Origin of the sequence: Halobacillus ihumii, assembly GCF_902726645.1 — a bacterium.
Taxonomy (GTDB): Bacteria; Bacillota; Bacilli; order Bacillales; family Halobacillaceae; genus Halobacillus_A; species Halobacillus_A ihumii.
Genome location: NZ_CACVAO010000001.1, coordinates 3,902,200 through 3,924,265 on the forward strand (window position 1 = coordinate 3,902,200; position 22,066 = coordinate 3,924,265).

Below are 22,066 nucleotides of genomic sequence, written 5' to 3' on the forward strand. Positions count from 1 at the left end.
CCTATGGCGACGAAAGCACCCCCGGTATATCCGGAGGGTGCTTTTGTTGTTTTGACTTTAAGGGGGGAGAATTGTGCAGCATTTATTATCGATGAATGACCTTACCAAGCAAGAGATTATGAATTTGATTGACACTGCTCAAACGATTGAATCTGGTGAACACTTTCTGCCAATGGATCGAGAGTTTGCAATCAACATTTTTCTCGAGCCTAGTACACGTACGAAAAACAGCTTTTATATTGCCGAAAAACGGTTAGGAATGGAAATCCTCGATATGAATGGGATCGACTCCAGCGTGACGAAAGGGGAGACGCTTGAAGACACACTGAAAACTTTACAGGCCATTGGGGTGAGACTGGCGGTTGTTCGTCAGCCCGAAGCCGGGGTGTTGCAGCAGGTTGCTCAGGGGCTGGAAAGTCTGTCTCTCATTAATGCCGGAGACGGCACAGGGGAACATCCAACCCAATCACTACTAGACCTTTATACGATCTCAAAAGAGTTCCCTAGCTTTGAAGGGCTTCGAGTAGCGATTGCAGGTGATATTAAACATAGCCGGGTGGCCCGTTCTAACGCATGCGCCTTAGAGAAACTAGGTGCACATGTAAACTTTGTAGCCCCGGAAGCCTGGAGGGATGAGTCGATTTCGATGAATTATATCAGTATGGATGAAGCTTGCGAGCAAGTTGATGTATTGATGCTGCTGCGCATACAACATGAACGGCATATCACCCGTAACAACCAGGGAGATTACTTACAAGAGTTTGGATTGACGATAGACCGCGAACGACGCATGAAGGATGAGGCCGTCATTCTTCATCCCGCTCCTGTAAATCGGGGAGTGGAAATCGATTCTTCATTAGTAGAATGTGATAAATCGCGAATCTTTCAACAAATGTCTAACGGGGTTTTGATGCGAATGGCTATTATTCAGACGTTATTAAAGGGGGAGCTGCAATATGAGTATTAAAATTGTGAACAGCAAGCGAATCGTAAAGGGTCAGTTCGTAAAATGTGAGGTGCTCGTAGAGAGTAATCAGATCGTTGAACTAGGGGAGAAAGTAAACGGAGAGGCAGACAAAGTCATTGATGCCAAAGGCCGTTTGCTCTCAGCCGGCTTTGTGGATGTGCATATCCATCTTAGAGAACCAGGCGGGGAAGCCAAAGAAACGATTGCTACAGGCACACAAGCTGCAGCCAGAGGCGGATTTACAACGGTTTGTGCGATGCCGAATACGCGTCCTGTGCCCGACTCCGAAGAAACGCTGGCCAACCTTTTTGAAAAAATTAACCAGGATGCCGTGGTGCGTGTATTACCTTATGCGGCCATCACCACCCGTCAGCTAGGCAAAGAGCTCGTAAATATGAAACAGCTCAGCGAAATGGGCGCCTTCGCTTTTACCGATGACGGTGTGGGTGTGCAAACGGCTGGCAAAATGTACGAGGCTATGAAGGCTTCAGCGCGAGTCAATAAAGCAGTTGTCGCCCACTGTGAGGATAACTCGCTTGTGTATGGCGGAGTGGCTCATGACGGCGAAGTCAGTGAACGACTGGACATCCCCGGCATCCCAAACATCGCTGAATCTGTTCATATTGCCCGCGATGTGCTGCTGGCTGAAGCGGCAGACTGCCACTATCACGTCTGCCACGTCTCAACAAAAGAATCCGTCCGTGTGATCCGAGATGCCAAGAAAGCAGGAATCCGTGTGACGGCTGAAGTAACACCACATCATCTTCTGCTGAATGAAGAAGATATTAAACAAGATGATGCGTTATTTAAAATGAATCCGCCGCTTCGTTCTAAAGAAGATCAGGCAGCACTGCTAGAGGGGCTGCTGGATGGGACGATCGATTGTATTGCAACAGATCATGCCCCACATACAGAAGAAGAGAAACAAGCAGGGTTCCTTCAGTCTCCATTTGGAATTACGGGACTAGAAACAGCATTTCCGCTGCTCTACACCCAACTCGTTGAAAAAGAAGTCATCAGCCTTGAGCAGTTAATAAATTGGCTGACAATTCGTCCGAGCGAAATTTTTCAGCTCCCATATGGAAAACTTGAAGTAGGCGCAACGGCAGATCTAACAATTATTGACCTGGAAGAAACAAAGGAAATCGACCGTCACAAGCTCGTATCAAAAGGAAAAAACAGTCCTTTCCACGAAGTTCCCGTGAAAGGGTGGCCTGTAGCAACGATTGTAAATGGAAAACTAGTTTTTGAGGAGGATGTATATGAAGCAGCTCGTTCTTGAAGATGGCACAGTATTTGAAGGAAAAGGTTTTGGCAGTGATCGCGAAAGCTTTGGTGAGATTGTATTTAATACCGGCATGACAGGGTATCAGGAAGTCATTTCTGACCCATCTTACTGTGGGCAGATGGTGACGTTCACCTATCCGTTAGTTGGAAATTACGGCATTAATCGAGACGACTTTGAAACCGTCGACCCTGCCATTTTAGGGGTCGTGGTGAAAGAACATTGCGAGCATCCTTCGAACTTCAGAAATGAGGAGACACTGGATGAATTTCTGAAAGCCAAGCGAATTCCAGGAATTAGCGGTGTGGATACAAGAAAGCTTACCAAAATTATTCGTAAGCATGGCACGATGAAGGCAATGATTACGTCGGGTGACCGCCCTGTTGAACAGCTCGTTGATTTTATGAAAAATACTCCGCTCGCAACCGATCAAGTGAAGCAAGTGTCGACCGTTAAGCCATACGTAGTGCCAGGGCGCGGTTACCGAATCGTGCTGATTGATTACGGGATGAAGCATGGCATCCTCAGGGAATTTACGAAGCGAAGCTGTCACGTTACCGTCGTACCTTACAATACTTCTGCTGAGGAAATTGAAAGGCTGAGACCAGATGGCATTATGCTTTCTAACGGCCCCGGAGATCCAAAAGACGTCCCTGAAGCGATTCAAACAGTCCGCAAGCTGATGGGGCACGTTCCGATCTTTGGCATCTGCCTTGGACACCAGCTGATTGCCCTGGCTTCCGGTGCAGACACTGTGAAAATGAAGTTCGGTCATCGCGGCGGAAACCAGCCTGTAAAAGATTTGCGTACGAACTGGACCGCGATTACTTCACAAAATCATGGCTATGCCGTGGCTCGTGACTCGCTTGAGTCTACAAGTCTATCTTTAACACAAATCTCCTTGAATGACGGGACTGTGGAAGGGCTCGAGCATCAGACGATGAACGTTTTTACTGTGCAGTACCATCCTGAGAGTTCTCCAGGACCAGAAGACACATCAAGCTTATTTGACGAATTTCTAACGAGAATTACCGAATCCCATAAAGCAGCGAAGGAGGCTCTTCATGTCTAAGCGGACAGATATTAAACGTATTTTAGTGATCGGCTCCGGTCCTATTATCATTGGTCAGGCGGCTGAGTTCGACTATTCCGGAACCCAGGCGTGTCAAGCTCTGAAAGAAGAAGGATATGAAGTCATTTTAGCAAACTCCAATCCCGCCACGATCATGACGGATCACACGTTTGCCGACAAGGTGTACATGGAGCCGTTAACTCTTGAATTTTTAACAAAAATTGTTCGAAAAGAATCACCAGATGCGATTCTGCCTACTCTTGGCGGGCAAACTGGACTGAATCTGGCTGTAGCTTTAAGTGAATCCGGCATCCTTGAACAGCTTCAAGTCGAGTTGCTGGGTACGCCGCTGGATGCAATTCAACGGGCCGAGGATCGGGAGAAGTTCCGCGCGCTCATGCATAAAATGGAGCAGCCTGTACCAGAAAGTGAGATCGTAAGTTCTGTTGACCAGGCCGTTAATTTTGCCAATAAAATCGGCTTTCCTGTTATTGTACGCCCCGCCTATACCATGGGAGGAGCCGGCGGCGGAATGTGTGATAACGAAGAACAGCTTCGAGAAATCGCCCGCAGTGGACTGGCCCAATCCCCTGTTCATCAATGTTTAATCGAGCGCAATATCGCCGGCTTTAAGGAAATCGAATATGAAGTGATGCGCGATGCCAACGATCAGGCGATTGTTGTCTGTAACATGGAAAACTTTGATCCAGTCGGTATCCATACGGGAGATTCAATCGTTGTGGCGCCTTCACAAACGTTGAGTGATCGTGAATATCAAATGTTGAGGAATGCCTCACTTGATATTATTCGAGCTCTGGAAATTGAAGGCGGCTGTAACGTTCAGTTAGCTCTTGATCCTGATAGCTTTCAGTACTATGTGATTGAAGTGAACCCGCGTGTCAGCCGGTCATCTGCCCTGGCATCAAAAGCTACCGGTTATCCGATTGCTAAAATGGCTGCTAAAATCGCCGTGGGGATGACACTTGATGAAATTGAAAATCCAATTACTGAAACAACTTACGCTTGCTTTGAACCAGCGCTGGATTATGTAGTAACGAAAATTCCACGCTGGCCCTTTGATAAATTTGCCAAAGGAAATCGTAAATTAGGGACGCAAATGAAAGCCACCGGCGAAGTGATGTCGATCGGCCGTACGATTGAAGAATCTTTATTAAAAGGAATTCGCTCACTGGAAGGCGAAACAGATGATTTGTTTGTTGCCTCTGTCGCAGAACTTTCGAATGAGGAAATGTTCAAAAGATTACACTTAGCAGATGATGAGCGGATTTTCATTCTAGCTGAAGCGTTAAGACGGAACATTACACTTACTGAAATTCACGAGACGACGGGCATCGATTACTTTTTCCTTCATAAATTACAGCATATTATTCAGCTGGAGCAGCAAGTGAAAGAAACACGCTGGGATGCTGCCCTGATTCGTGAAGTGAAAGAGTTAGGCTTTGCCGATCGACAAATTGCCCGGCTGCTTGAGACGACCATTGATGAAGTGATGAATTTTAGAAAACAACACAGCATCTCACCGGTTTATAAAATGGTCGACACGTGTGCAGGTGAATTTGTTTCGGAAACACCGTATTTTTACAGCAGTTATGAAGACGAAAATGAATCAGTTGTCACAGATTCCAAAAAAGTGCTTGTTATTGGGTCTGGTCCGATTCGAATCGGCCAGGGAGTTGAATTCGACTATGCGACCGTCCACTCGGTTCTAGCGCTAAAAGAGATGGGTTATGAAGCCATTATTATGAACAATAACCCGGAAACCGTATCAACCGACTTTAGCGTTTCTGACAAGCTTTACTTTGAGCCGTTAACGTTGGAAGATGTTATGCATGTCATTGACCTGGAACAGCCTGAAGGCGTCATCGTTCAGTTTGGCGGACAGACAGCGATCAACCTTGTAGAAGGGCTGAGTCGTCACGGGGTCAATATTCTCGGCACGACGATGGATGCGATTAACCAGACTGAAGATCGTGATCTTTTTGAACAGTTGTTAACGAACCTTGACATCGCCAAGCCTGGTGGGGAAAGTGTGACAAGTGAAGAAGAGGCGGTGCAAGCAGCGCAGCGAATTGGTTACCCTGTTGTCGTCAGGCCTTCTTATGTGCTTGGCGGACGCGCGATGGAAATTGTCTACTCTGAAGAAGAGTTACTGATTTACATGGAAGAAAATGTACGTGTCCACAACGGTCATCCGATCTTGATCGATAAGTATTTAACAGGAATGGAAATCGAAGTTGATGCGATTACCGACGGTCAGGATGTCGTCATCCCGGGGATTATGGAGCATATTGAACGTGCGGGTGTCCACTCAGGCGATTCGATGGCAGTCTATCCGCCACAGCGCTTATCCGAGCGGCTCGAACAGCAATGTATTGATGCTACCGTCAAAATTGCCCGTGAATTAAACATGAAAGGGCTTATCAACATCCAATTCGTCATCCTGGATGGAACAGCTTATGTGCTTGAGGTGAATCCGCGTGCCAGCCGTACGGTTCCTTTTCTTAGTAAAATTACTGGGATCACGATGGCCCAGGTAGCCACGAAAGCCATTATGGGTGAATCATTAGCATCTTTAGGCTACACATCAGGGATTGCTCAAAAGCCTGAAGGAGTGTATGTCAAAGTACCGGTATTCTCATTTGAAAAACTTCGCAGCGTCGATACAACGCTTGGACCCGAAATGAAATCTACAGGTGAAGTGATCGGCTATGATCAAAGCCTTGAGAAAGCTCTATATAAAGGCATGACAGCGGCCGGATTAAAAATACCGACTGAAGGCGCCGTGTTATTAACGGTAGCCGATAAAGACAAGCAGGAAATGCTGGAGATTGCGAGGACATTCCATCAGCTTGGCTTCCACTTATATGCGACTGAAGGGACAGCAAGAGCGATCGAAGACGTTTCCCTGCCTGTGGAAGCGGTTGGCAAACTCGGATCAAGTCAGCGTGACGTCGTCGATTTAATTCGCAGCGGCGATGTTCAGTTTGTTGTGAACACGTTAAATAAAGGTCGTCGATCCCGCTCAGATGGTTTCCAAATTAGACGCGAAGCTGTGGAGCATGGGATTGCTTCCTTGACGAGTCTTGATACAGCTAAAACAATCGTTGAAGTTATCGATGCCATGACTTTCACAGCCAGGACCATTGCGAAGAAAGAGGCGGTGTTCGTCTAATGCAGAGAGAGTGGATGACGATCATGACCCATCAATCCATTGCGTCGCAAACCTATCTGTTAGAACTGCAAGGGAGTCTTCCTCAATTCGTGGAGACTCCTGGGCAGTTTGTCCACATTCAGGTTAGTGATGATTATTTTCTGCGACGCCCCGTTTCGATAGCTGACGTTGATGAGGAAAAAGGAACATTCACACTACTTTATAAGGTTATGGGCAAAGGCACAGCAGCTTTAACACAGAAGCAAGCAGGAGAGAAACTGGATGTACTCGGGCCAAGTGGAACAGGTTTTCCGATTGAGGAACTTACCACAGAGAAAGCACTGCTTATAGGCGGGGGGATCGGTGTACCGCCACTGTATTACTTAGCGAAGAACTTAAAAGAACGAGGAATTGAAGTTACAAGTGTTCTCGGTTTTCGCTCAAGTGATGATGCCTTTTATATCGACAAGTTCCAGGAGCTCGGTGAAGTGCACGTGGCGACCAATGATGGAAGTCTCGGAACGCGCGGGTTTGTCACAGACGTTATTCCTCAAGTAGTTTCCTATGATACGTATTTTTCCTGCGGCCCTACGGTGATGCTCAAAGGGGTTAAAGAGCAGTTGAAAGATGTTCCTGGCTATATCTCGATTGAAGAGCGCATGGGCTGCGGTGTCGGTGCCTGTTTTGCCTGCGTTGTCGAATGTGCCGATGAAGAGGATGCGAAAGGTTACCGTAAGATCTGCTCGGATGGGCCCGTGTTCCGGCCAGAGGAGGTTATTCTATGATCGATACGACAGTTGATTTACCAGGATTACAATTGAAAAACCCTGTAATGCCTGCATCGGGATGTTTCGGCTTTGGACGGGAATTTGCCCAGTTTTATGATTTATCACACTTAGGTGCGATCATTATTAAAGCCGCAACGGCAACGAAACGTTTTGGCAACCCGACACCAAGAGTGGCGGAAACAGCCAGTGGAATGCTGAACGCGATTGGTCTCCAAAATCCAGGGGTGGATACGATTATTAAGGAAGAACTGCCGTTTCTTGAAACCTATCAAACCCCGATCATTGCAAATGTCGCAGGCAGTGCCATGGAAGATTACGAAGAAGTTGCAGCGAAGCTTGGGGATAGTATGGTCTCCGCGCTTGAACTGAACATCTCCTGTCCGAATGTAAAGGAAGGAGGCGTCCAGTTTGGTGTCGACCCCGAACTTGCTTATTCCGTGACGAAGCGGGTAAAGCAAGCTAGCGACAAACCACTTTATGTGAAACTGTCTCCTAATGTCACCAACGTTGTCGCAATGGCAAAAGCTGTTGAAGAAGCCGGAGCAGATGGGTTATCCATGATCAACACGTTAACAGGAATGCGGATTGATCCCGTCTCTAGAAAACCGATCATTGCCAATCAAACAGGTGGTTTGTCAGGCCCCGCGATTAAACCTGTTGCGATCCGGATGATTCATCAAGTCCATCAAGCCGTGAACCTGCCTATCATCGGAATGGGCGGCATTGAAACAACTGATGACATTATCGAATATTTGCTGGCAGGGGCCAGTGCAGTAGCAGTCGGAAGTGCAAACTTTAAAAATCCTTATATATGCAAGGAGTTAATTGACCAACTGCCTGATGCTCTGGCGGCTTACGGTTTTGATTCCGTTAAAGATGTAATAGGAGGCGTTCACTTATGAAAACTAGTCACCTTCAACCGCTTTATCTTGCTCTAGATTTGGAAAATAAAAGCCAGGTCCTGCACTTCCTCGAGCAACACCAGCTTCAAGGTATTCCTGTTAAAGTGGGTATGGAATTGTTTTACAGGGAAGGGCCAAGCATGATTGAAGAATTGGCGAAGCAAGGTCACCCCATCTTCCTGGATTTAAAACTCCACGATATTCCGACAACCGTGAAGCGGGCAATGAGTAATGTAGCAAAACTTGATGTGGATGTGGTCAATGTTCATGCACAAGGGGGAAAACACATGATCGAGGCTGCCCGGGAAGGTCTCGAACAATCAAGTCAAGGTAAGCGGCCACTACTGCTGGCGGTTACACAGCTGACTTCAACCGATGAATCGATGCTTCATCATGAACTGCTTGTGAAGGAAAAGATGACAGATGTTGTGGATCATTACGCTGGGGTTTCCAAACAATCCGGAGCGGATGGCGTCGTATGTGCTGTTCATGAGGTAAAGGCAATAAAACAGAACTGTGGGAACTCGTTCCTGACTTTAACACCGGGTATTCGCCGTTCCTCTGGTGAGAACCACGACCAGAAACGATCAGCCACACCGTTTAAAGCTGGGGAGATCGGCAGTGATTCAATTGTGGTCGGACGGGGCATTACTCAAGCAAGTGATCCGTTAGCCGCCTATCAAACGTTCAAGGAGGAATTGGAAAATGGAAGACAAACCGCTCGTTCAACATCTACTTGATATTGGAGCTGTACAACTTAGCCCCGAAGACTTTTTTACATGGACATCGGGACTGCGCTCACCGATTTACTGTGATAATCGACTGACCATGTCTTACCCCGCGATCCGTCGGAGAATTGCAAAAGAGTTCTCTATGTTTGTACAAAATATGGATGAAGAAATCGACATCATTGCCGGATGTGCTACAGCAGGCATCCCCCATGCTGCCTGGGTGGCGGATCAACTGGACTTGCCGATGGTTTATGTTCGATCTTCCGCCAAAAAGCACGGAAAAGGCAACCAGATCGAAGGAGCTTATCAAGCAGGACAAAAGGCTATCGTCATTGAGGATCTTATTTCAACAGGGAAATCATCAATTGAGGCAGCAGAAGCACTGCAGCAAGAAGGTGTAGAAGTCGTTCATGTAGTATCCATTTTTAGTTATAATCTTACCGAGGCTGAAGAAGCATTTGCTGGCAAGCGTCTTCCTGTGCATTCCTTAACCGATTATAATCATCTTCTGCACACTATGGAAAAAGATGCATTATTAAGCGAAGAACAGCATAGTAAGTTACTACAATGGCGAGAAAACCCTTCAGCCTTCATGCACTCTTGAACGAGCGTTAGTTGCGATTCTCAGGCAAGGCTAGTACGATAGAAACATCGGAAAGCTTTGGTGATGACAATGAATTCTACTAAACATTCTATCTTTCTCTTAGTAAATGCCTCACTCGGACTTATAACATGCATGATTTATTTATACACATGGCTTGCTTTCGCCTTCATGGGATCGATGTGGTCCTTCGAGCCGATGCTGAGTCTGGTTCTTTGTTTGAGTGTTTTCTTGCTTTGGAACAAATGGATGCTGAGAAAAGAAAACAAGCGGTATTGGGCTCAAGGCGTCTTCTCTTATTTTGGCACCATTTTGATCTTCATTTATTTTCTAAGTTGACGGTCCGTTGTATAAAGTTGATAGGAATCGTCACGATCTTACTGCAGATCATAATCTTCGGTCGGTTGCCAGAATCTGATTAAATAGTTAGCATAAATAGCCCTGTTTCGCAGCTTCATATCTGCGAAACAGGGCTATTTAACTTTGAGTAAGGAAGCTCTTTCCTCTAGCTGTTTTTTACATCTTACAAATGGACTGAAGGTGATATTGCAGTGTACGGATCATTTTGTCGTACGGAAAAGCTGATGGATGCAGCATGTGATGAAGGGCTAATCCATCGACAAGAGTATGCAATCGATCAACTTCTGTCTCCAAGTCAAGATTATCATTTGCGAACCGGTTTGAAGGTAGAGAATAAATGACAGTGGCCAATCCTTCGTGCATTTCGTTGTACACCTTTTCGCTTAAGGAGCTGAGCTTTGGATCGACAAGTGTTTTAGCTGAAAAAACGAACCATACCTCCATTTCAATTCGTCTTTCTTCATCGACCGGCAGAAATTCACAAATAAATGTCGTCAGCATATCCTTTGACGAACCTTCATAGTTTTTTGCTTCGATACGCTGTTTAACTCGTTCAGAAACAAGCTCCATCGAAAATAAGAATAGTTCGGATTGAGAGGCAAAATAGTGTCGCAGCGACCCAACCGACAATCCAGCGGCTGCTGCAATTTTCCGTACGGTGGCATGTTCAAGTCCTTCCTCAACGATGACCCTCCACGTGGCCTCAGCAATTTGAATTTTACGTTTCTTATGGTCAATAAATTTTGGCATGTCCTTATTTTAACACACTTGTGTTAAATAAATAACTTTGCTATATTTAATAATACAATTGTACTAAAAAAAGGGGTGCTGTTTTGATAGGCTGGTTAATAATTGCCTGTGAAGTTGGATTTTGGGTGTTTGTTTTAGCTGGGCTGGCTGCAAGATATGTGCTGAGAAAAGAGAGGCTCGGAGCTTTCTTACTGATCTGTACGCCCATCGTCGATCTCATCTTGCTGATCGCAACTGTCATGGATTTGAAAAATGGGGCCGTGGCCTCCACGGTGCATGGTATTGCCGCCATTTATATTGGAGTAAGTGTGGCGTACGGGCATCAAATGATTCAGTGGGCAGACAGTCAGTTTATGTATCGTTTTATTAAAAAAGAAAAGCCGCCGAAGAAGAAAAAATACGGGATGGAATACGCCAGAGATGAACGTATTGGATGGTATCGTCATTTACTGGCTTGGATCATAGGAGGCGCGATTTTAGGAGCAATTATTTTTTACATCCATGACAGTCAGCAGACTGAAGCACTATTTCAAACTTTACGTTTGTGGACGCTTATCCTAGTAATTGATTTTGTAATTAGCTTCAGTTATACGGTATTTCCAAGAAAAGCAAAAGGGACCTGAGCTTTAAATCACAGTTAGCCTATGACATTTAGAAGGGGCTTGGTCTTAGTAAATCAATGATGACAAATATCGGTAACATAAACATACTAAGATTAATGGGTAAAGTCGACGGAGGACCTTGCTCACTATTTTTCTTTTAGGGTTATAGTGAGAAGTGAAAGAAAGCTCGACCAGTCTTTAGGATTTTGAATCCGAAACAAAACCGAGCTTCTTCACTTTCATTTTTGAATCAGGTTCACGTATGTTGGGGCCATTTAGGCTGGGACATAAGTAAACCTCTAAAGTGAAAAGACGAACGAAGTGCTGTTTAAGCGGAGAAAATATACGGAGACTCCTGCGGGAGGAAAGGCCTAGGTGAGACCTCGCAGTGCGCCAGCACAGGAAGGCTCAACAGCCGCCCGCGGAAAGCGCAGTATATTTTCGTAGCGGGATATACAACAATCATAGAAAATACTTTTATCCCAGCCCCTTGTCTATTACTTTGTTTTCATATCGCGGATAAGATTGATATCAGGAGTCACATATAACGTTTGCTGATGGTCATACGTAACAAAGCCCGGTTTGGCCCCGGAAGGCTTTTTGACATGTTTAATCAATGTATAATCCACCGGCACTGAAGAAGATTGGCTGAACTTACTGTAATAGGCCGCAAGCTGAGCCGCCTCAAATAAGACGTCTTCTGTTGGTGCATCATCCTGAATGACCACATGAGAACCTGGAATATCCTTCGCATGCAGCCACGTATCATGCTTGTTGGCCAGGCGATTGGTGAGGTATTCATTTTGTTTATTGTTGCGCCCAACATAAAGGGAAGTGCCGTTACTAGCCGTATAGTGTTCAGGTTTTGGTTTCGAAGGCTTGTTCGATTTCTTCTTGGAAGAACTCCTTTTTTTCATATAACCCTGTTCTCTAAGTTCTTCTCTAATCTCTTCAATATCCACTTCCCTCGCAGATTCAACTTGCTGGATGAGCCGGTCAAAATAGTCAATTTCTTCTTCAGCTTTTCCAATTTCCTTCTGGACTACTTGTTTAGATTTCTTTAGTTTCTGGTAAGTTTGAAAATAGCTCTGAGCGTTTTCACTTGGTGATTTATTCGGATTAAGTTCAATGGTACGCTCGCCTTGATCAGGATCGTAATAATCAACAACGCTTGCGATTTCGTCCCCTTGCTTCACTAAATGCATGTGGGCTGTCAGTAGCTCGCCAAGACGCTGGTAATCTTCAGCGGCTTCCGATTTCTTCAGTGTCGTTTCGTGTTTTTTAATTTTACGTTTATTTTTATCACGTTCATTTTTTAAAAATTTATAGAGGTCGCCAGCTTGCTGTTTAACACGGTCGCGCTCTGCTTTTCCTGAATAGTAGCGATCAAGCATACCGCTGACTGTAGGAAAGGACTTCTCTTCTTGGTTAAGAAATGTAAGCGGCAGGACGTAAAATTGTTCGCGATCCCCTGAGTAGATAGTTGGCTGATAGTTGTTTTCAATGATTTGCTCACGGATAGCAGAATAGGCGTTTTCATAGGCATCTGTCCCGCCTAAATGAGCACGATGGACGATCTCTTTCGTAATCATTGGTGAAAAGCCCATTACTGTATTAAGAATTTGTTTATCGATCTTTCCCGAATTGAAATCCAGTTTTTTCATGAGCTGGTCAGCTTCAAGCTCAAGCGGATTGGTTTTCCCTTGTTCGGGCGGAAGCTTATATGGCTGCCCCGGCATTACTGTACGGTGGCGGTTTTGTGAAGGGGGCAAGTGTTTAATACTGTCTAAAATATGCCCTTGCTCTGTATCTACAAGCAAAATGTTCGAGTGTTTCCCCATCACTTCAATGATCAACGTCTTCATCGTCTCGTCACCAATTTCATTCCGGGACCGAACGTGGAACTTGACGATCCGTTCCATACTCACTTGTTCAACTTTTTCAAGAAAGCCGCCGACAAGATGTTTCCTGAGCAGCATACATAGCATTGGTGGTTCTTTTGGGTTGTGATACTGATCTTTCGTCAAGTGAAACCGTGCATAGCTGGGATGTGACGATAATAATAACGTATGGTTCGTTCGGTTCTTTCTAATGGTAAAAACTAATTCCGTTTCAGTTGGCTGATAAATTTTAACGATTCTTCCGGTCTTCACTTCTTCATTCATTTCGTGAGTGATTGCCCGGGTTACAATGCCGTCAAATGACATAGTGCATCACCTCTCTACTTGTGCAAGTATAGCATGTTTTGCTTATAAATCCCTAAAAACTCTGCCTGAAGAACAGGAAAGAAATTATGTTGTTTTACCTGGCCATTTTTGAGAGGACAGATTAGCTCCAAAATCAAAGAGATTTTACTTTTCATGTGTCTTACATTAGCCTATTGATGGAGGGATTTGATAAACTATAGAAAGAAACGTAAAATTGAACCGTGGGTGTGATAACAAGTGGCAAAAAGCATGACAGGATATGGACGAGATACAGTAGAAACCGCTGGGATGAGACTTACCATTGAACTTCGAAGTGTCAATCACCGTTTTTTGGATATTTCTCCAAAAATACCACGGAACTTTTTGTTTCTTGAGGAGGCTTTGAAACGCCACTTGAAACAGAAGCTTAGCCGCGGGCGAGTGGATCTTTTTCTAACGGCAGAGGGAGAAGGGCTGCTGAATAAACGGCTTGAAGCGGATGATGAGCTTCTTCATCAATACATAACCAAGTTAATGAATGTAAAGGAACAGTACAAGTTGACGGGGGACATCTCGATTGATACAGTAGCTGGGCTTGAGGGAATTTTTACAGTTCGGGAAACGGATCAGCCGATCCATCAAATCAAAGTAGAACTTTTAAACGCGCTCGATGCGGCATGTACAGACTTAGTCGAAATGAGAAATCAGGAAGGTGAACGACTGGCTCAGGATCTTCTAAACAGGCTGCAATCTGTGAAAGATACAGTGTCTGCCATAGAAGAACGGCGCCCAGTTGTCGTGGAGGAATACAAAGCTAAAGTTTTAGCAAGGGTCGAGACGTTTATTAACGAAGAGATTGCCGTAGAAGAGTCCAGAGTGCTGCAAGAGGTTGCCTTGCTCGCTGAAAAAGGTGATATTACCGAAGAGGTCACAAGGTTATATTCGCATATCGACCAATTTCACTACACCCTTGAAAAACAAGTGCCGATTGGGCGTACACTTGATTTCATCGTTCAGGAAATGCATCGTGAGATCAATACGATTGGTTCGAAGTCAAATGACAGTCAGTTGTCCAACAGTGTGGTGATGTTAAAGAGTGAAGTAGAGAAAATGAAAGAACAAGTACAAAATATTGAATAAACATTGAGATTTGCTAGGTATTTTTCATATAATAGTAGTAATACTCGTTTAATAACGTTGTCAGAGATGTATGTGCTGGTGACAGTTTGAGCGAATTTAGTAGATCTGTCTCGTTAGAAGGAGGAAACGTCATTGAGTTTAAAGTTAATTAATATCGGCTTTGGAAACGTGGTGTCAGCTAATCGAATCATTTCTATTGTTTCACCAGAATCTGCGCCGATTAAACGTATTATAACCGTAGCAAGAGATAATAATAAATTAGTAGACGCTACATACGGCAGAAGAACGCGTGCCGTTATTATTACAGATAGCGATCATGTTGTGCTTTCGGCAGTTCAGCCGGAAACTGTGGGGCAGCGTGTAATCAGTAATGATGAAATGTCAGATGAGAATTAGGAGGGTCCATACGTGATCGATGAAAAAGGTATATTATTTATTTTATCTGGACCATCCGGCGTAGGGAAGGGCACGGTCCGTAAAGCATTATTCGATCAATCGACCAACCTTCGTTATTCCATCTCCATGACAACCAGAGAGCCAAGAGAAGGCGAAGTGGATGGCATTGACTATTTTTTTAAGTCGCGAGCAGAATTTGAAACGCTTATTGAAAAGCGGCAATTAATTGAGCATGCTGAATATGTAGGAAACTACTATGGAACTCCTAAACAATACGTTGAAGATACGCTCAATGAGGGAAAAGATGTTTTCCTTGAAATTGAAGTACAAGGGGCCCTCAAAGTAAGAGAGAATTTTCCAGAAGGCGTATTCGTCTTTCTCATCCCGCCTTCTCTTGAAGAACTGAAGGATCGGATTGTCAACCGCGGCACAGAAACAGAAGATAAAGTGAAGAACCGTCTGCTGGCGGCTAAAGAAGAAATTGAGATGATGGATGCGTATGATTACGTCGTTGTCAATGACAGAGTTGATCATGCTGTAGGCAAAATACAGTCGATCGTAGCGAGTGAGCATTGCAAGCGTGAGCGAGTATCACAACAATATAAAAAAGCACTGGAGGCTGATCAACATGATGCTTGAGCCATCAATTGATTCATTACAAAAGCAAATCAAATCAAAGTACACCCTTGTCACTCTCTCCGCCCGCCGAGCGCGTGAATTGAAACAAGGAAGCGCTCCGATGGTGGAAAATGCAACTTCAAGCCAGCAAGTTGGCGTGGCGCTGGAAGAAATACAGGCTGGAAAACTGGATTATACTCATAGTGACCAAATTCAATCTAGAACGGAAACACTATAATTTTACTACAAGCCGCGCTGACACTAGAGGAGAGCGCGGCTTTTCCTTATTTCTAAGTTTTGTCTTCCGCGGCAAATTAGGGCCTTCTCTTCTTTTAACAATGTAAGGATAAGTCCTGCCAGGGCCCAAGTAAGGTGAAAGGAAATGATGAAATATGCTAGAGGGGAAAAAGATCGTATTAGGTGTAAGCGGGGGAATTGCTGCATACAAAGCCGCAGACTTAACGAGTAAGCTTGTGCAGGCAGGCGCTGAAGTGAAGGTCATCATGACAGAGAGTGCTTTAAAATTTGTCGGGGCCACAACATTCCAGGCATTAAGTCGTCAACCTGTCTACACTGATACGTTTAAAGAACATGATTCAACACAAATCCAGCACATTGATGTGGCCGATTGGGCTGATTTATTTCTCATCGCTCCAGCCACCGCCAACACGATTGGAAAACTGGCAAATGGGATAGCGGATGATATGTTAACAACGACTTTACTGGCTACAGAGGCCCCAGTTTATATAGCTCCGGCGATGAACGTACATATGTACAGCCACCCATCTGTGATCCGTAATTTAAAACAACTGGATCAATGGGGATTCAAGTTCATTGAACCTGGGGAAGGCTATTTAGCATGTGGTTATGTTGGAAAGGGCCGTCTTGAAGAACCGCAGACGATCGTTTCTGTTCTGCAGCAGCAGTCCACCCAGAGCCTTTCCTTATCAGGGAAGCGAGTGCTCATAACAGCTGGACCTACGCGGGAAAAGATTGATCCGGTTAGGTATTTTACGAATCCTTCTTCAGGTAAAATGGGATTCGCTCTGGCACGCAAGGCTGCAGACTTAGGAGCAAGTGTGACGTTAATCGCAGGCCCAGTCCACCTAGATACACCACGGGGCGTAAACAGAATTGATGTTGTAACGGCAGAAGAGATGTACGAGCAGGTGTTGTCCCATTACGAGGCCAGTGACCTTGTCATCAAGTCCGCAGCTGTAGCTGATTACAGACCAAAACAGGTTTTTGATCAAAAAATGAAAAAAACTCCCGGCGATTACTCGGTGGAGATGGAGCGGACGCGCGATATTTTACAAGAACTCGGGGAACGCAAACAGCACCAATATTTGATCGGATTTGCCGCAGAAACTCAGGACCTTGACCATTACGGCGAGCAAAAACTCGTAAAGAAAAACTTGGATGCGATTGTGATGAACAACATAGCTGAGCAAGGTTCCGGTTTTAATAGTGATACAAACGCCTCTGTTTATTTGACGAAAGAAGGACAGCGAGTGGACTGGCCGTTAATGTCTAAAGATGAGCTGGCCGCGAATATTTTACGAATGGCAAGCGCAGCACTTGTCGGTGAAGAGTCTTGAATATTGCTAAAGTGATTGTGGATGTTGCTTCTCAAAACACGAACCGCCCTTTTGATTATGGCATTCCCGAACAATTTTCAGGGGTTGTTCAGCCGGGCGTCAGGGTAATCATTCCGTTTGGACCGAGAAAAATTATGGGCTATGTCGTCTCACTGACAGATCATAGCAATTTTGACAAAATCCGAGACATTGAAGATGTCCTTGATTTGACCCCGATTCTAACGAAAGAGCTGCTTCAAATTGGCAAATGGTTATCCAATCAAACGTTGAGTTATTACATTTCCTGTTTGCAAGTTATGCTGCCGCAAGTGTTGAAAGCGAAGTACCGGAAGGAATTGTGGGTAACGACTGAAGAAGATCTCCCTGAAGGGCTCCAAAAGATTTTTGCAGGCAGAGACGTGATTGATTATGAAGAATTTCAGCAGTCAAACCTGAGCTACCAGAAGCTGCGGGCGTTGATCGAAGACGGCTGGATTGATGTTCATTATGAGGTGAAAAGCAGGGAAACAAAGCGGACTACGACCATGGTCGAACCGAGCAAAGATGCGATTGAGTTAGAAGAAGCTTTAGTTGATCTGTCCAAACAAGCCAAAAAGCAGAGAACTGTGATTCAATACTTTCTCGACCATGAACAGCCTATCCCGAAAAAGCAGTTGCTCCAAACCTTGCAAACGACTGCCGCAACGCTGAAACCGCTGTTTTCAAAAGGCATTTTAAGAGAATACAAGCAAGAGGTGTTAAGGGATCCGTATGGTCATAGAGATTTTGAAAGAACCGAGCCGTTTACGTTAACCGAAGAACAGCAGACTGCCATCAAACCTGTACTCGCTGCGATCGAAGAGAAAGCACATGACGTCTTTCTGCTCCACGGTGTTACTGGCAGTGGAAAAACGGAAGTGTATTTGCAGTCGATTCAACAGGTGATTGACAGGGGGCAGGAAGCGATTATGCTTGTTCCTGAAATTGCGTTAACGCCACAAATGGTGGAACGGTTTAAAGGAAGATTTGGGTCAAAAGTGGCCGTGTTGCACAGTGCTCTATCAGCCGGTGAAAAATACGATGAATGGAGAAAGATTCAACGGCAGGAAGTTCAAGTCGTTGTAGGGGCCCGTTCTGCTATCTTTGCGCCTTTTACAAATATCGGAATTATTATTATTGACGAAGAGCACGAATCGAGCTATAAACAAGAAGACCGTACAAGGTATCATGCTCGTGATGTGGCAATTGAACGAGGTAAAATTCATGCTTGTCCAGTTATGCTAGGCAGCGCAACTCCAGCTCTTGAAACGTATGCTCGTGCAGTTAAAGGCAACTACCACTTACTCACGCTGTCGAAGCGAATGAATGAAGCGGTGATGCCGAAAGCCGAGCTGGTTGATATGAGGGAGGAACTGCATGAGGGGAATCGATCGATGTTCTCCCGGCAGTTGAAAGATAAAATTGAAGAGCGGATTGCCAGAGGAGAACAAATTGTTCTGTTTCTAAATCGCCGCGGGTACGCCACTTTTGTTATGTGCCGGGACTGTGGCCATGTGAAGGAATGTCCGCACTGCGATATTGCATTAACATACCATAGGAGACAAGAAAGGTTGAAATGCCATTATTGCTCCCACGAAGAGCCAATGCCAGCACAGTGTCCGGAGTGTGAAAGTAAAACGATTCGGTATTTTGGAACCGGTACACAAAAAATTGAGGAAGGCCTTCAACAGTTAATTCCTGAAGCCCGCGTCATTCGGATGGATGTGGATACAACAAGGCGAAAAGGGGCCCATGAGCAACTGCTCCAGCAATTTGGTGAAAAACAGGCTGATATTTTGCTTGGGACACAAATGATCGCGAAAGGGTTAGATTTTGCCAATGTGACACTGGTCGGAGTTCTCGCAGCTGATTCACTGCTCAACCTGCCTGATTTTCGAGCATCTGAAAAAACGTTTCAACTGTTGACGCAAGTAAGCGGACGAGCAGGCCGGCATAAATTGCCTGGAGAAGTGGTTATCCAAACTTACACCCCCGAACACTATAGTATTCAACTGTCGAGTCAGTTTAATTATGAAGCATTTTTTGCAGAAGAGATGAGGCTGCGAAAGGCGTTTCACTATCCGCCTTATTATTTCTTGACATTGTTTACGGTATCACACCCGAATCAACTAAAGGTTCAGGAAGTTACTCAGAAAATCGTTCAATTTATGGGGCAGCGATTGAGTGAAAGGGCAGATGTGTTAGGCCCGACCCCTTCTGCGTTAACCCGGATCAACGATAGATATCGCTACCAATGCATGGTAAAATACAAGAAGGAACCCGAGCAGCGGAAATTAGTTCAGCGTATCCTTCATTATTACGAAGATGAAATGAAGCAAGAAAACGGATTACAGATTACGGTCGACTTCCAGCCGTATCAGCTTATGTAAGAAAGGGGCTCTTTCGCCAAATGACAAGAATAGTTTTTATGGGAACACCTGATTTTGCTGTTCCTGTTCTGGACCAGCTTATGCAGCACAACTATGAAGTTGTATTAGCGGTTACTCAGCCTGACCGTCCGAAAGGCCGCAAGCGTACCCTCACACCTCCGCCTGTTAAAGAAGCGGCTGAGAAGTGGGAAATCCCGGTTTTTCAACCTGAGAAAATAAAAGATGAGTATGAGGAAGTCTTATCATATAAGCCTGATCTAATTGTGACAGCAGCCTTCGGACAAATCCTGCCTGAAGCTTTACTCACGGCTCCTGAGCACGGATGTATTAATGTTCATGCTTCTTTGTTACCTGAACTTAGAGGCGGGGCACCAATCCATTATGCGATTATCCAGGGAAATCAGGAGACAGGGGTTACCATTATGTATATGGTGAAAAAACTTGATGCCGGGGATATCCTGACACAAGTACGTGTACCTATTGAGGATAATGACCACGTAGGGACATTACACGATAAATTAGCAGAGGCAGGGTCCCGCTTGTTGATGGAAACACTGCCGCGGCTTTTAAACGGCGAAATCACACCACAACAACAAGAGGAAGAGAATGTAACGTTTGCTGCGAATATAAAGAGAGAGCAAGAACGGATCGATTGGAGTTTGGATCAACAGTCGGTTTATAACCATATTCGCGGCTTGCACCCATGGCCTGTTGCCTTTACATACTGGAAAGGTAAGCCTATGAAAGTCTGGTGGGCGACCAAGGTAAACGGAGAGTATGATCAAGCTCCTGGAACTGTATTAGCACGTGAAGAAGATGGATTCCTTGTACAGACTGGTGACGGGAAAGCTGTGAAACTTATGGATGTTCAGCCTGCAGGAAAGAAGCGCATGGATGGACAGGCCTTTTTAAACGGTGCCGGCCAGGCACTGACAACCGGAGAAGTATTGGGGGAGCATGATGGCTAAATATGCACTGCGAGAATCCGCTTTACATCTCCTGACAAGAATTGGCGAACAAGGTGGTTACAGTCATGTGTTGTTAGATCAGGAGATGAATAAGCGCAGTTTATCGAACAAAGATGGTGCTCTGTTAACAGAAATCGTTTATGGAACTTTGCAAAACAAACGTAAGATTGAGTTTCAAATTCAACCCTACATCGCCAAACAAAAGAAAATTAAGCCGTGGGTGAAATGGCTGCTCTATATGTCGGTCTATCAAATGCTGTATTTAGAACGCGTGCCGGATCACGCCGTCATCCATGAAGCTGTGGAAATATCCAAAAAAAGAGGACATAAAGGAGTCGTATCCTTTATGAATGGAGTCCTCCGTAATGTCCAGCGTAAAGGCGTCCAGGATACTTCTGCGATTGACAACAAAGTGGAACGACTTGCTGTTGAAACAAGCCATCCAGCTTGGCTTGTCAGTCGCTGGGTGGACCAATATGGCTGGGACTTAACCACTGGGATGTGCAGGCAGAATTTAAAGCGCCTTCCTATGTCGGTTCGGATTCAGCCATTGCGTATATCCCGTGCGGAAGCCACAGCGGAATTGGAAGAGCGTGGAATTATCGTCAAGGAAAGTGCACTATCAAGTCAAGGGCTCTTAGTTGAGGAAGGACGAATCATTGACGATCGCTTATTAACGGAAGGATATCTTACCGTACAAGATCAAAGCTCGATGCTTGTAGCTGAAATGATGGATCTGAAACCAGGTTTGACCGTACTTGATGCCTGCAGTGCTCCAGGCGGTAAAACTACTCATATTGCTGAGAAAATGAAGGATCAAGGATCAGTCATGGCGTATGATTTACACGACAAGAAAGCCAAGCTTGTCAATGAAAAAGCAATGTTACTTCATCTTCAGTCCATTGAAGCGAAGCAAGCTGACTCGAGACGACTGCACGAACTCCACGAAGTCGAAGCCTTTGACCGCATTCTTCTCGATGCCCCGTGTTCAGGACTCGGTGTCATGCGGGGGAAACCTGATATTAAGTATCATAAAACCGAATCAGACATCTTCGCCCTCCGAAACATACAAGATGAGTTATTAGACAATGTGGCTCCGCTGTTAAAGTTTGGCGGAAAGCTTGTGTACAGTACCTGTACAGTTGACCGTCATGAAAATGAGCAAGCTGTTGAGTACTTTTTACAGCAACATCCTGAATTTGAATTGGACCCGACTTTTGCAGAAGACTTGCCTGAAGAGCTAAGGGATTCCGTGGGGCTTACTGAGTTCGGTCTCCAATTGTTTCCACAGCAATGGGATACAGATGGGTTCTTTTTGACGAGAATGGTAAAGAAGTGAAGCAGCCGAATCTGCTCCTTTCATTTGGATAGATGTAAATTGAACCGATTCTTTTAAGCAATGGTTTTAAGGGAGCGTGATTATGGTTATTCTGTTTAAGTAACCCTGAATGTGAACACACTATTGCGAACAGTATTAAACCCTGGGTATTGAAAAAAGTTTTCCCAACCAGTTGAAACATCA

At 45.0% G+C, this 22,066-nt stretch carries 19 protein-coding genes; 17 read left to right on the forward strand and 2 right to left on the reverse strand.

Going from position 1 to position 22,066, the window contains the following annotated elements; genetic code table 11:
* Positions 1-73 precede the first annotated feature (73 nt).
* The 8 genes from G6R08_RS19535 to pyrE are packed head-to-tail and all read left to right on the forward strand — an operon-like array spanning position 74 to position 9,521.
* Positions 74-967, forward strand: coding sequence for an aspartate carbamoyltransferase catalytic subunit (locus G6R08_RS19535; protein ID WP_163530447.1), 894 nt, complete (start codon positions 74-76; stop codon positions 965-967).
* A complete protein-coding gene (locus tag G6R08_RS19540) occupies positions 957-2,249 on the forward strand; it encodes a dihydroorotase (protein ID WP_163530449.1) in 1,293 nt (430 codons plus the stop codon). The genes G6R08_RS19535 and G6R08_RS19540 overlap by 11 nt, the downstream gene beginning before the upstream one ends.
* On the forward strand, positions 2,224-3,324 hold the full coding sequence (locus G6R08_RS19545; protein WP_163530450.1) for a carbamoyl phosphate synthase small subunit: 1,101 nt from the start codon (positions 2,224-2,226) through the stop codon (positions 3,322-3,324). The genes G6R08_RS19540 and G6R08_RS19545 overlap by 26 nt, the downstream gene beginning before the upstream one ends.
* Positions 3,317-6,517, forward strand: coding sequence for a carbamoyl-phosphate synthase large subunit (carB, locus tag G6R08_RS19550; protein WP_163530453.1), 3,201 nt, complete (start codon positions 3,317-3,319; stop codon positions 6,515-6,517). Before G6R08_RS19545 ends, carB begins: the two co-directional genes overlap by 8 nt.
* The gene (locus tag G6R08_RS19555; protein ID WP_163530455.1) at positions 6,517-7,281 is read left to right on the forward strand and encodes a dihydroorotate dehydrogenase electron transfer subunit; all 765 of its coding nucleotides are present in this window, start codon (positions 6,517-6,519) and stop codon (positions 7,279-7,281) included. The genes carB and G6R08_RS19555 overlap by 1 nt, the downstream gene beginning before the upstream one ends.
* The gene (locus tag G6R08_RS19560; protein WP_163531407.1) at positions 7,281-8,186 is read left to right on the forward strand and encodes a dihydroorotate dehydrogenase; all 906 of its coding nucleotides are present in this window, start codon (positions 7,281-7,283) and stop codon (positions 8,184-8,186) included. Before G6R08_RS19555 ends, G6R08_RS19560 begins: the two co-directional genes overlap by 1 nt.
* Complete coding sequence (pyrF, locus tag G6R08_RS19565; RefSeq protein ID WP_163530457.1) at positions 8,183-8,926, forward strand: orotidine-5'-phosphate decarboxylase; 744 nt, start codon at positions 8,183-8,185, stop codon at positions 8,924-8,926. The genes G6R08_RS19560 and pyrF overlap by 4 nt, the downstream gene beginning before the upstream one ends.
* Positions 8,892-9,521 carry an orotate phosphoribosyltransferase gene (pyrE, locus tag G6R08_RS19570; protein WP_163530459.1) on the forward strand — a complete coding sequence of 210 codons (630 nt, stop codon included), beginning with the start codon at positions 8,892-8,894 and terminating at the stop codon, positions 9,519-9,521. The genes pyrF and pyrE overlap by 35 nt, the downstream gene beginning before the upstream one ends.
* Before the next feature lie 513 nt (positions 9,522-10,034).
* Here the strand turns inward: pyrE and G6R08_RS19575 are convergent.
* Complete coding sequence (locus G6R08_RS19575; protein ID WP_163530461.1) at positions 10,035-10,628, reverse strand: TetR/AcrR family transcriptional regulator; 594 nt, start codon at positions 10,626-10,628, stop codon at positions 10,035-10,037.
* A gap of 83 nt (positions 10,629-10,711) precedes the next feature.
* On the opposite strand from G6R08_RS19575, the gene G6R08_RS19580 reads away from it, so the two are divergent.
* A complete protein-coding gene (locus G6R08_RS19580; RefSeq protein ID WP_163530463.1) occupies positions 10,712-11,251 on the forward strand; it encodes a hypothetical protein in 540 nt (179 codons plus the stop codon).
* A 476-nt stretch (positions 11,252-11,727) separates the two neighbouring features.
* Here the strand turns inward: G6R08_RS19580 and G6R08_RS19585 are convergent, their stop codons facing one another.
* Positions 11,728-13,437, reverse strand: a complete 1,710-nt coding sequence (locus tag G6R08_RS19585; RefSeq protein ID WP_163530465.1) for an Rqc2 family fibronectin-binding protein — start codon at positions 13,435-13,437, stop codon at positions 11,728-11,730.
* Positions 13,438-13,674: 237 nt separating this feature from the next.
* Here G6R08_RS19585 and G6R08_RS19590 point away from each other — a divergent pair, with 237 nt between their 5' ends.
* The 8 genes from G6R08_RS19590 to rsmB all read left to right on the forward strand — a co-directional run bounded on the left by G6R08_RS19590 (position 13,675) and on the right by rsmB (position 21,883).
* Positions 13,675-14,556, forward strand: coding sequence for a YicC/YloC family endoribonuclease (locus G6R08_RS19590; RefSeq protein ID WP_163530467.1), 882 nt, complete (start codon positions 13,675-13,677; stop codon positions 14,554-14,556).
* A gap of 132 nt (positions 14,557-14,688) precedes the next feature.
* Positions 14,689-14,952, forward strand: a complete 264-nt coding sequence (remA, locus tag G6R08_RS19595; protein WP_079529790.1) for an extracellular matrix/biofilm regulator RemA — start codon at positions 14,689-14,691, stop codon at positions 14,950-14,952.
* Positions 14,953-14,964: 12 nt separating this feature from the next.
* Positions 14,965-15,591, forward strand: a complete 627-nt coding sequence (gene gmk / locus G6R08_RS19600) for a guanylate kinase (protein ID WP_163530469.1) — start codon at positions 14,965-14,967, stop codon at positions 15,589-15,591.
* A complete protein-coding gene (gene rpoZ, locus G6R08_RS19605) occupies positions 15,581-15,808 on the forward strand; it encodes a DNA-directed RNA polymerase subunit omega (protein WP_079529792.1) in 228 nt (75 codons plus the stop codon). Before gmk ends, rpoZ begins: the two co-directional genes overlap by 11 nt.
* A 154-nt stretch (positions 15,809-15,962) precedes the next feature.
* Positions 15,963-17,168, forward strand: coding sequence for a bifunctional phosphopantothenoylcysteine decarboxylase/phosphopantothenate--cysteine ligase CoaBC (coaBC, locus tag G6R08_RS19610; RefSeq protein WP_163530471.1), 1,206 nt, complete (start codon positions 15,963-15,965; stop codon positions 17,166-17,168).
* A complete protein-coding gene (gene priA / locus G6R08_RS19615; protein ID WP_163530473.1) occupies positions 17,165-19,576 on the forward strand; it encodes a primosomal protein N' in 2,412 nt (803 codons plus the stop codon). The genes coaBC and priA overlap by 4 nt, the downstream gene beginning before the upstream one ends.
* Before the next feature lie 20 nt (positions 19,577-19,596).
* Positions 19,597-20,544 (forward strand): methionyl-tRNA formyltransferase, encoded by a 948-nt coding sequence (gene fmt, locus G6R08_RS19620; RefSeq protein ID WP_163530475.1) that lies wholly within the window; start codon positions 19,597-19,599, stop codon positions 20,542-20,544.
* Positions 20,537-21,883, forward strand: a complete 1,347-nt coding sequence (rsmB, locus tag G6R08_RS19625) for a 16S rRNA (cytosine(967)-C(5))-methyltransferase RsmB (RefSeq protein ID WP_163530476.1) — start codon at positions 20,537-20,539, stop codon at positions 21,881-21,883. The genes fmt and rsmB overlap by 8 nt, the downstream gene beginning before the upstream one ends.
* The last annotated feature ends 183 nt before the right edge of the window (positions 21,884-22,066 follow it).

Excerpts from the sequence above, each read along its gene's own strand:
- G6R08_RS19540 (WP_163530449.1), top strand. The coding sequence starts at position 957 with ATGAGTATTAAAATTGTGAACAGCAAGCGAATCGTAAAGGGTCAGTTC.
- G6R08_RS19545 (WP_163530450.1), top strand. The coding sequence starts at position 2,224 with ATGTATATGAAGCAGCTCGTTCTTGAAGATGGCACAGTATTTGAAGGA.
- carB (WP_163530453.1), top strand. The coding sequence starts at position 3,317 with ATGTCTAAGCGGACAGATATTAAACGTATTTTAGTGATCGGCTCCGGT.
- G6R08_RS19555 (WP_163530455.1), top strand. The coding sequence starts at position 6,517 with ATGCAGAGAGAGTGGATGACGATCATGACCCATCAATCCATTGCGTCG.
- pyrF (WP_163530457.1), top strand. The coding sequence starts at position 8,183 with ATGAAAACTAGTCACCTTCAACCGCTTTATCTTGCTCTAGATTTGGAA.
- pyrE (WP_163530459.1), top strand. The coding sequence starts at position 8,892 with ATGGAAGACAAACCGCTCGTTCAACATCTACTTGATATTGGAGCTGTA.
- G6R08_RS19575 (WP_163530461.1), bottom strand. The coding sequence starts at position 10,628 with ATGCCAAAATTTATTGACCATAAGAAACGTAAAATTCAAATTGCTGAG.
- G6R08_RS19585 (WP_163530465.1), bottom strand. The coding sequence starts at position 13,437 with ATGTCATTTGACGGCATTGTAACCCGGGCAATCACTCACGAAATGAAT.
- rpoZ (WP_079529792.1), top strand. The coding sequence starts at position 15,581 with ATGATGCTTGAGCCATCAATTGATTCATTACAAAAGCAAATCAAATCA.
- coaBC (WP_163530471.1), top strand. The coding sequence starts at position 15,963 with ATGCTAGAGGGGAAAAAGATCGTATTAGGTGTAAGCGGGGGAATTGCT.
- fmt (WP_163530475.1), top strand. The coding sequence starts at position 19,597 with ATGACAAGAATAGTTTTTATGGGAACACCTGATTTTGCTGTTCCTGTT.
- rsmB (WP_163530476.1), top strand. The coding sequence starts at position 20,537 with ATGGCTAAATATGCACTGCGAGAATCCGCTTTACATCTCCTGACAAGA.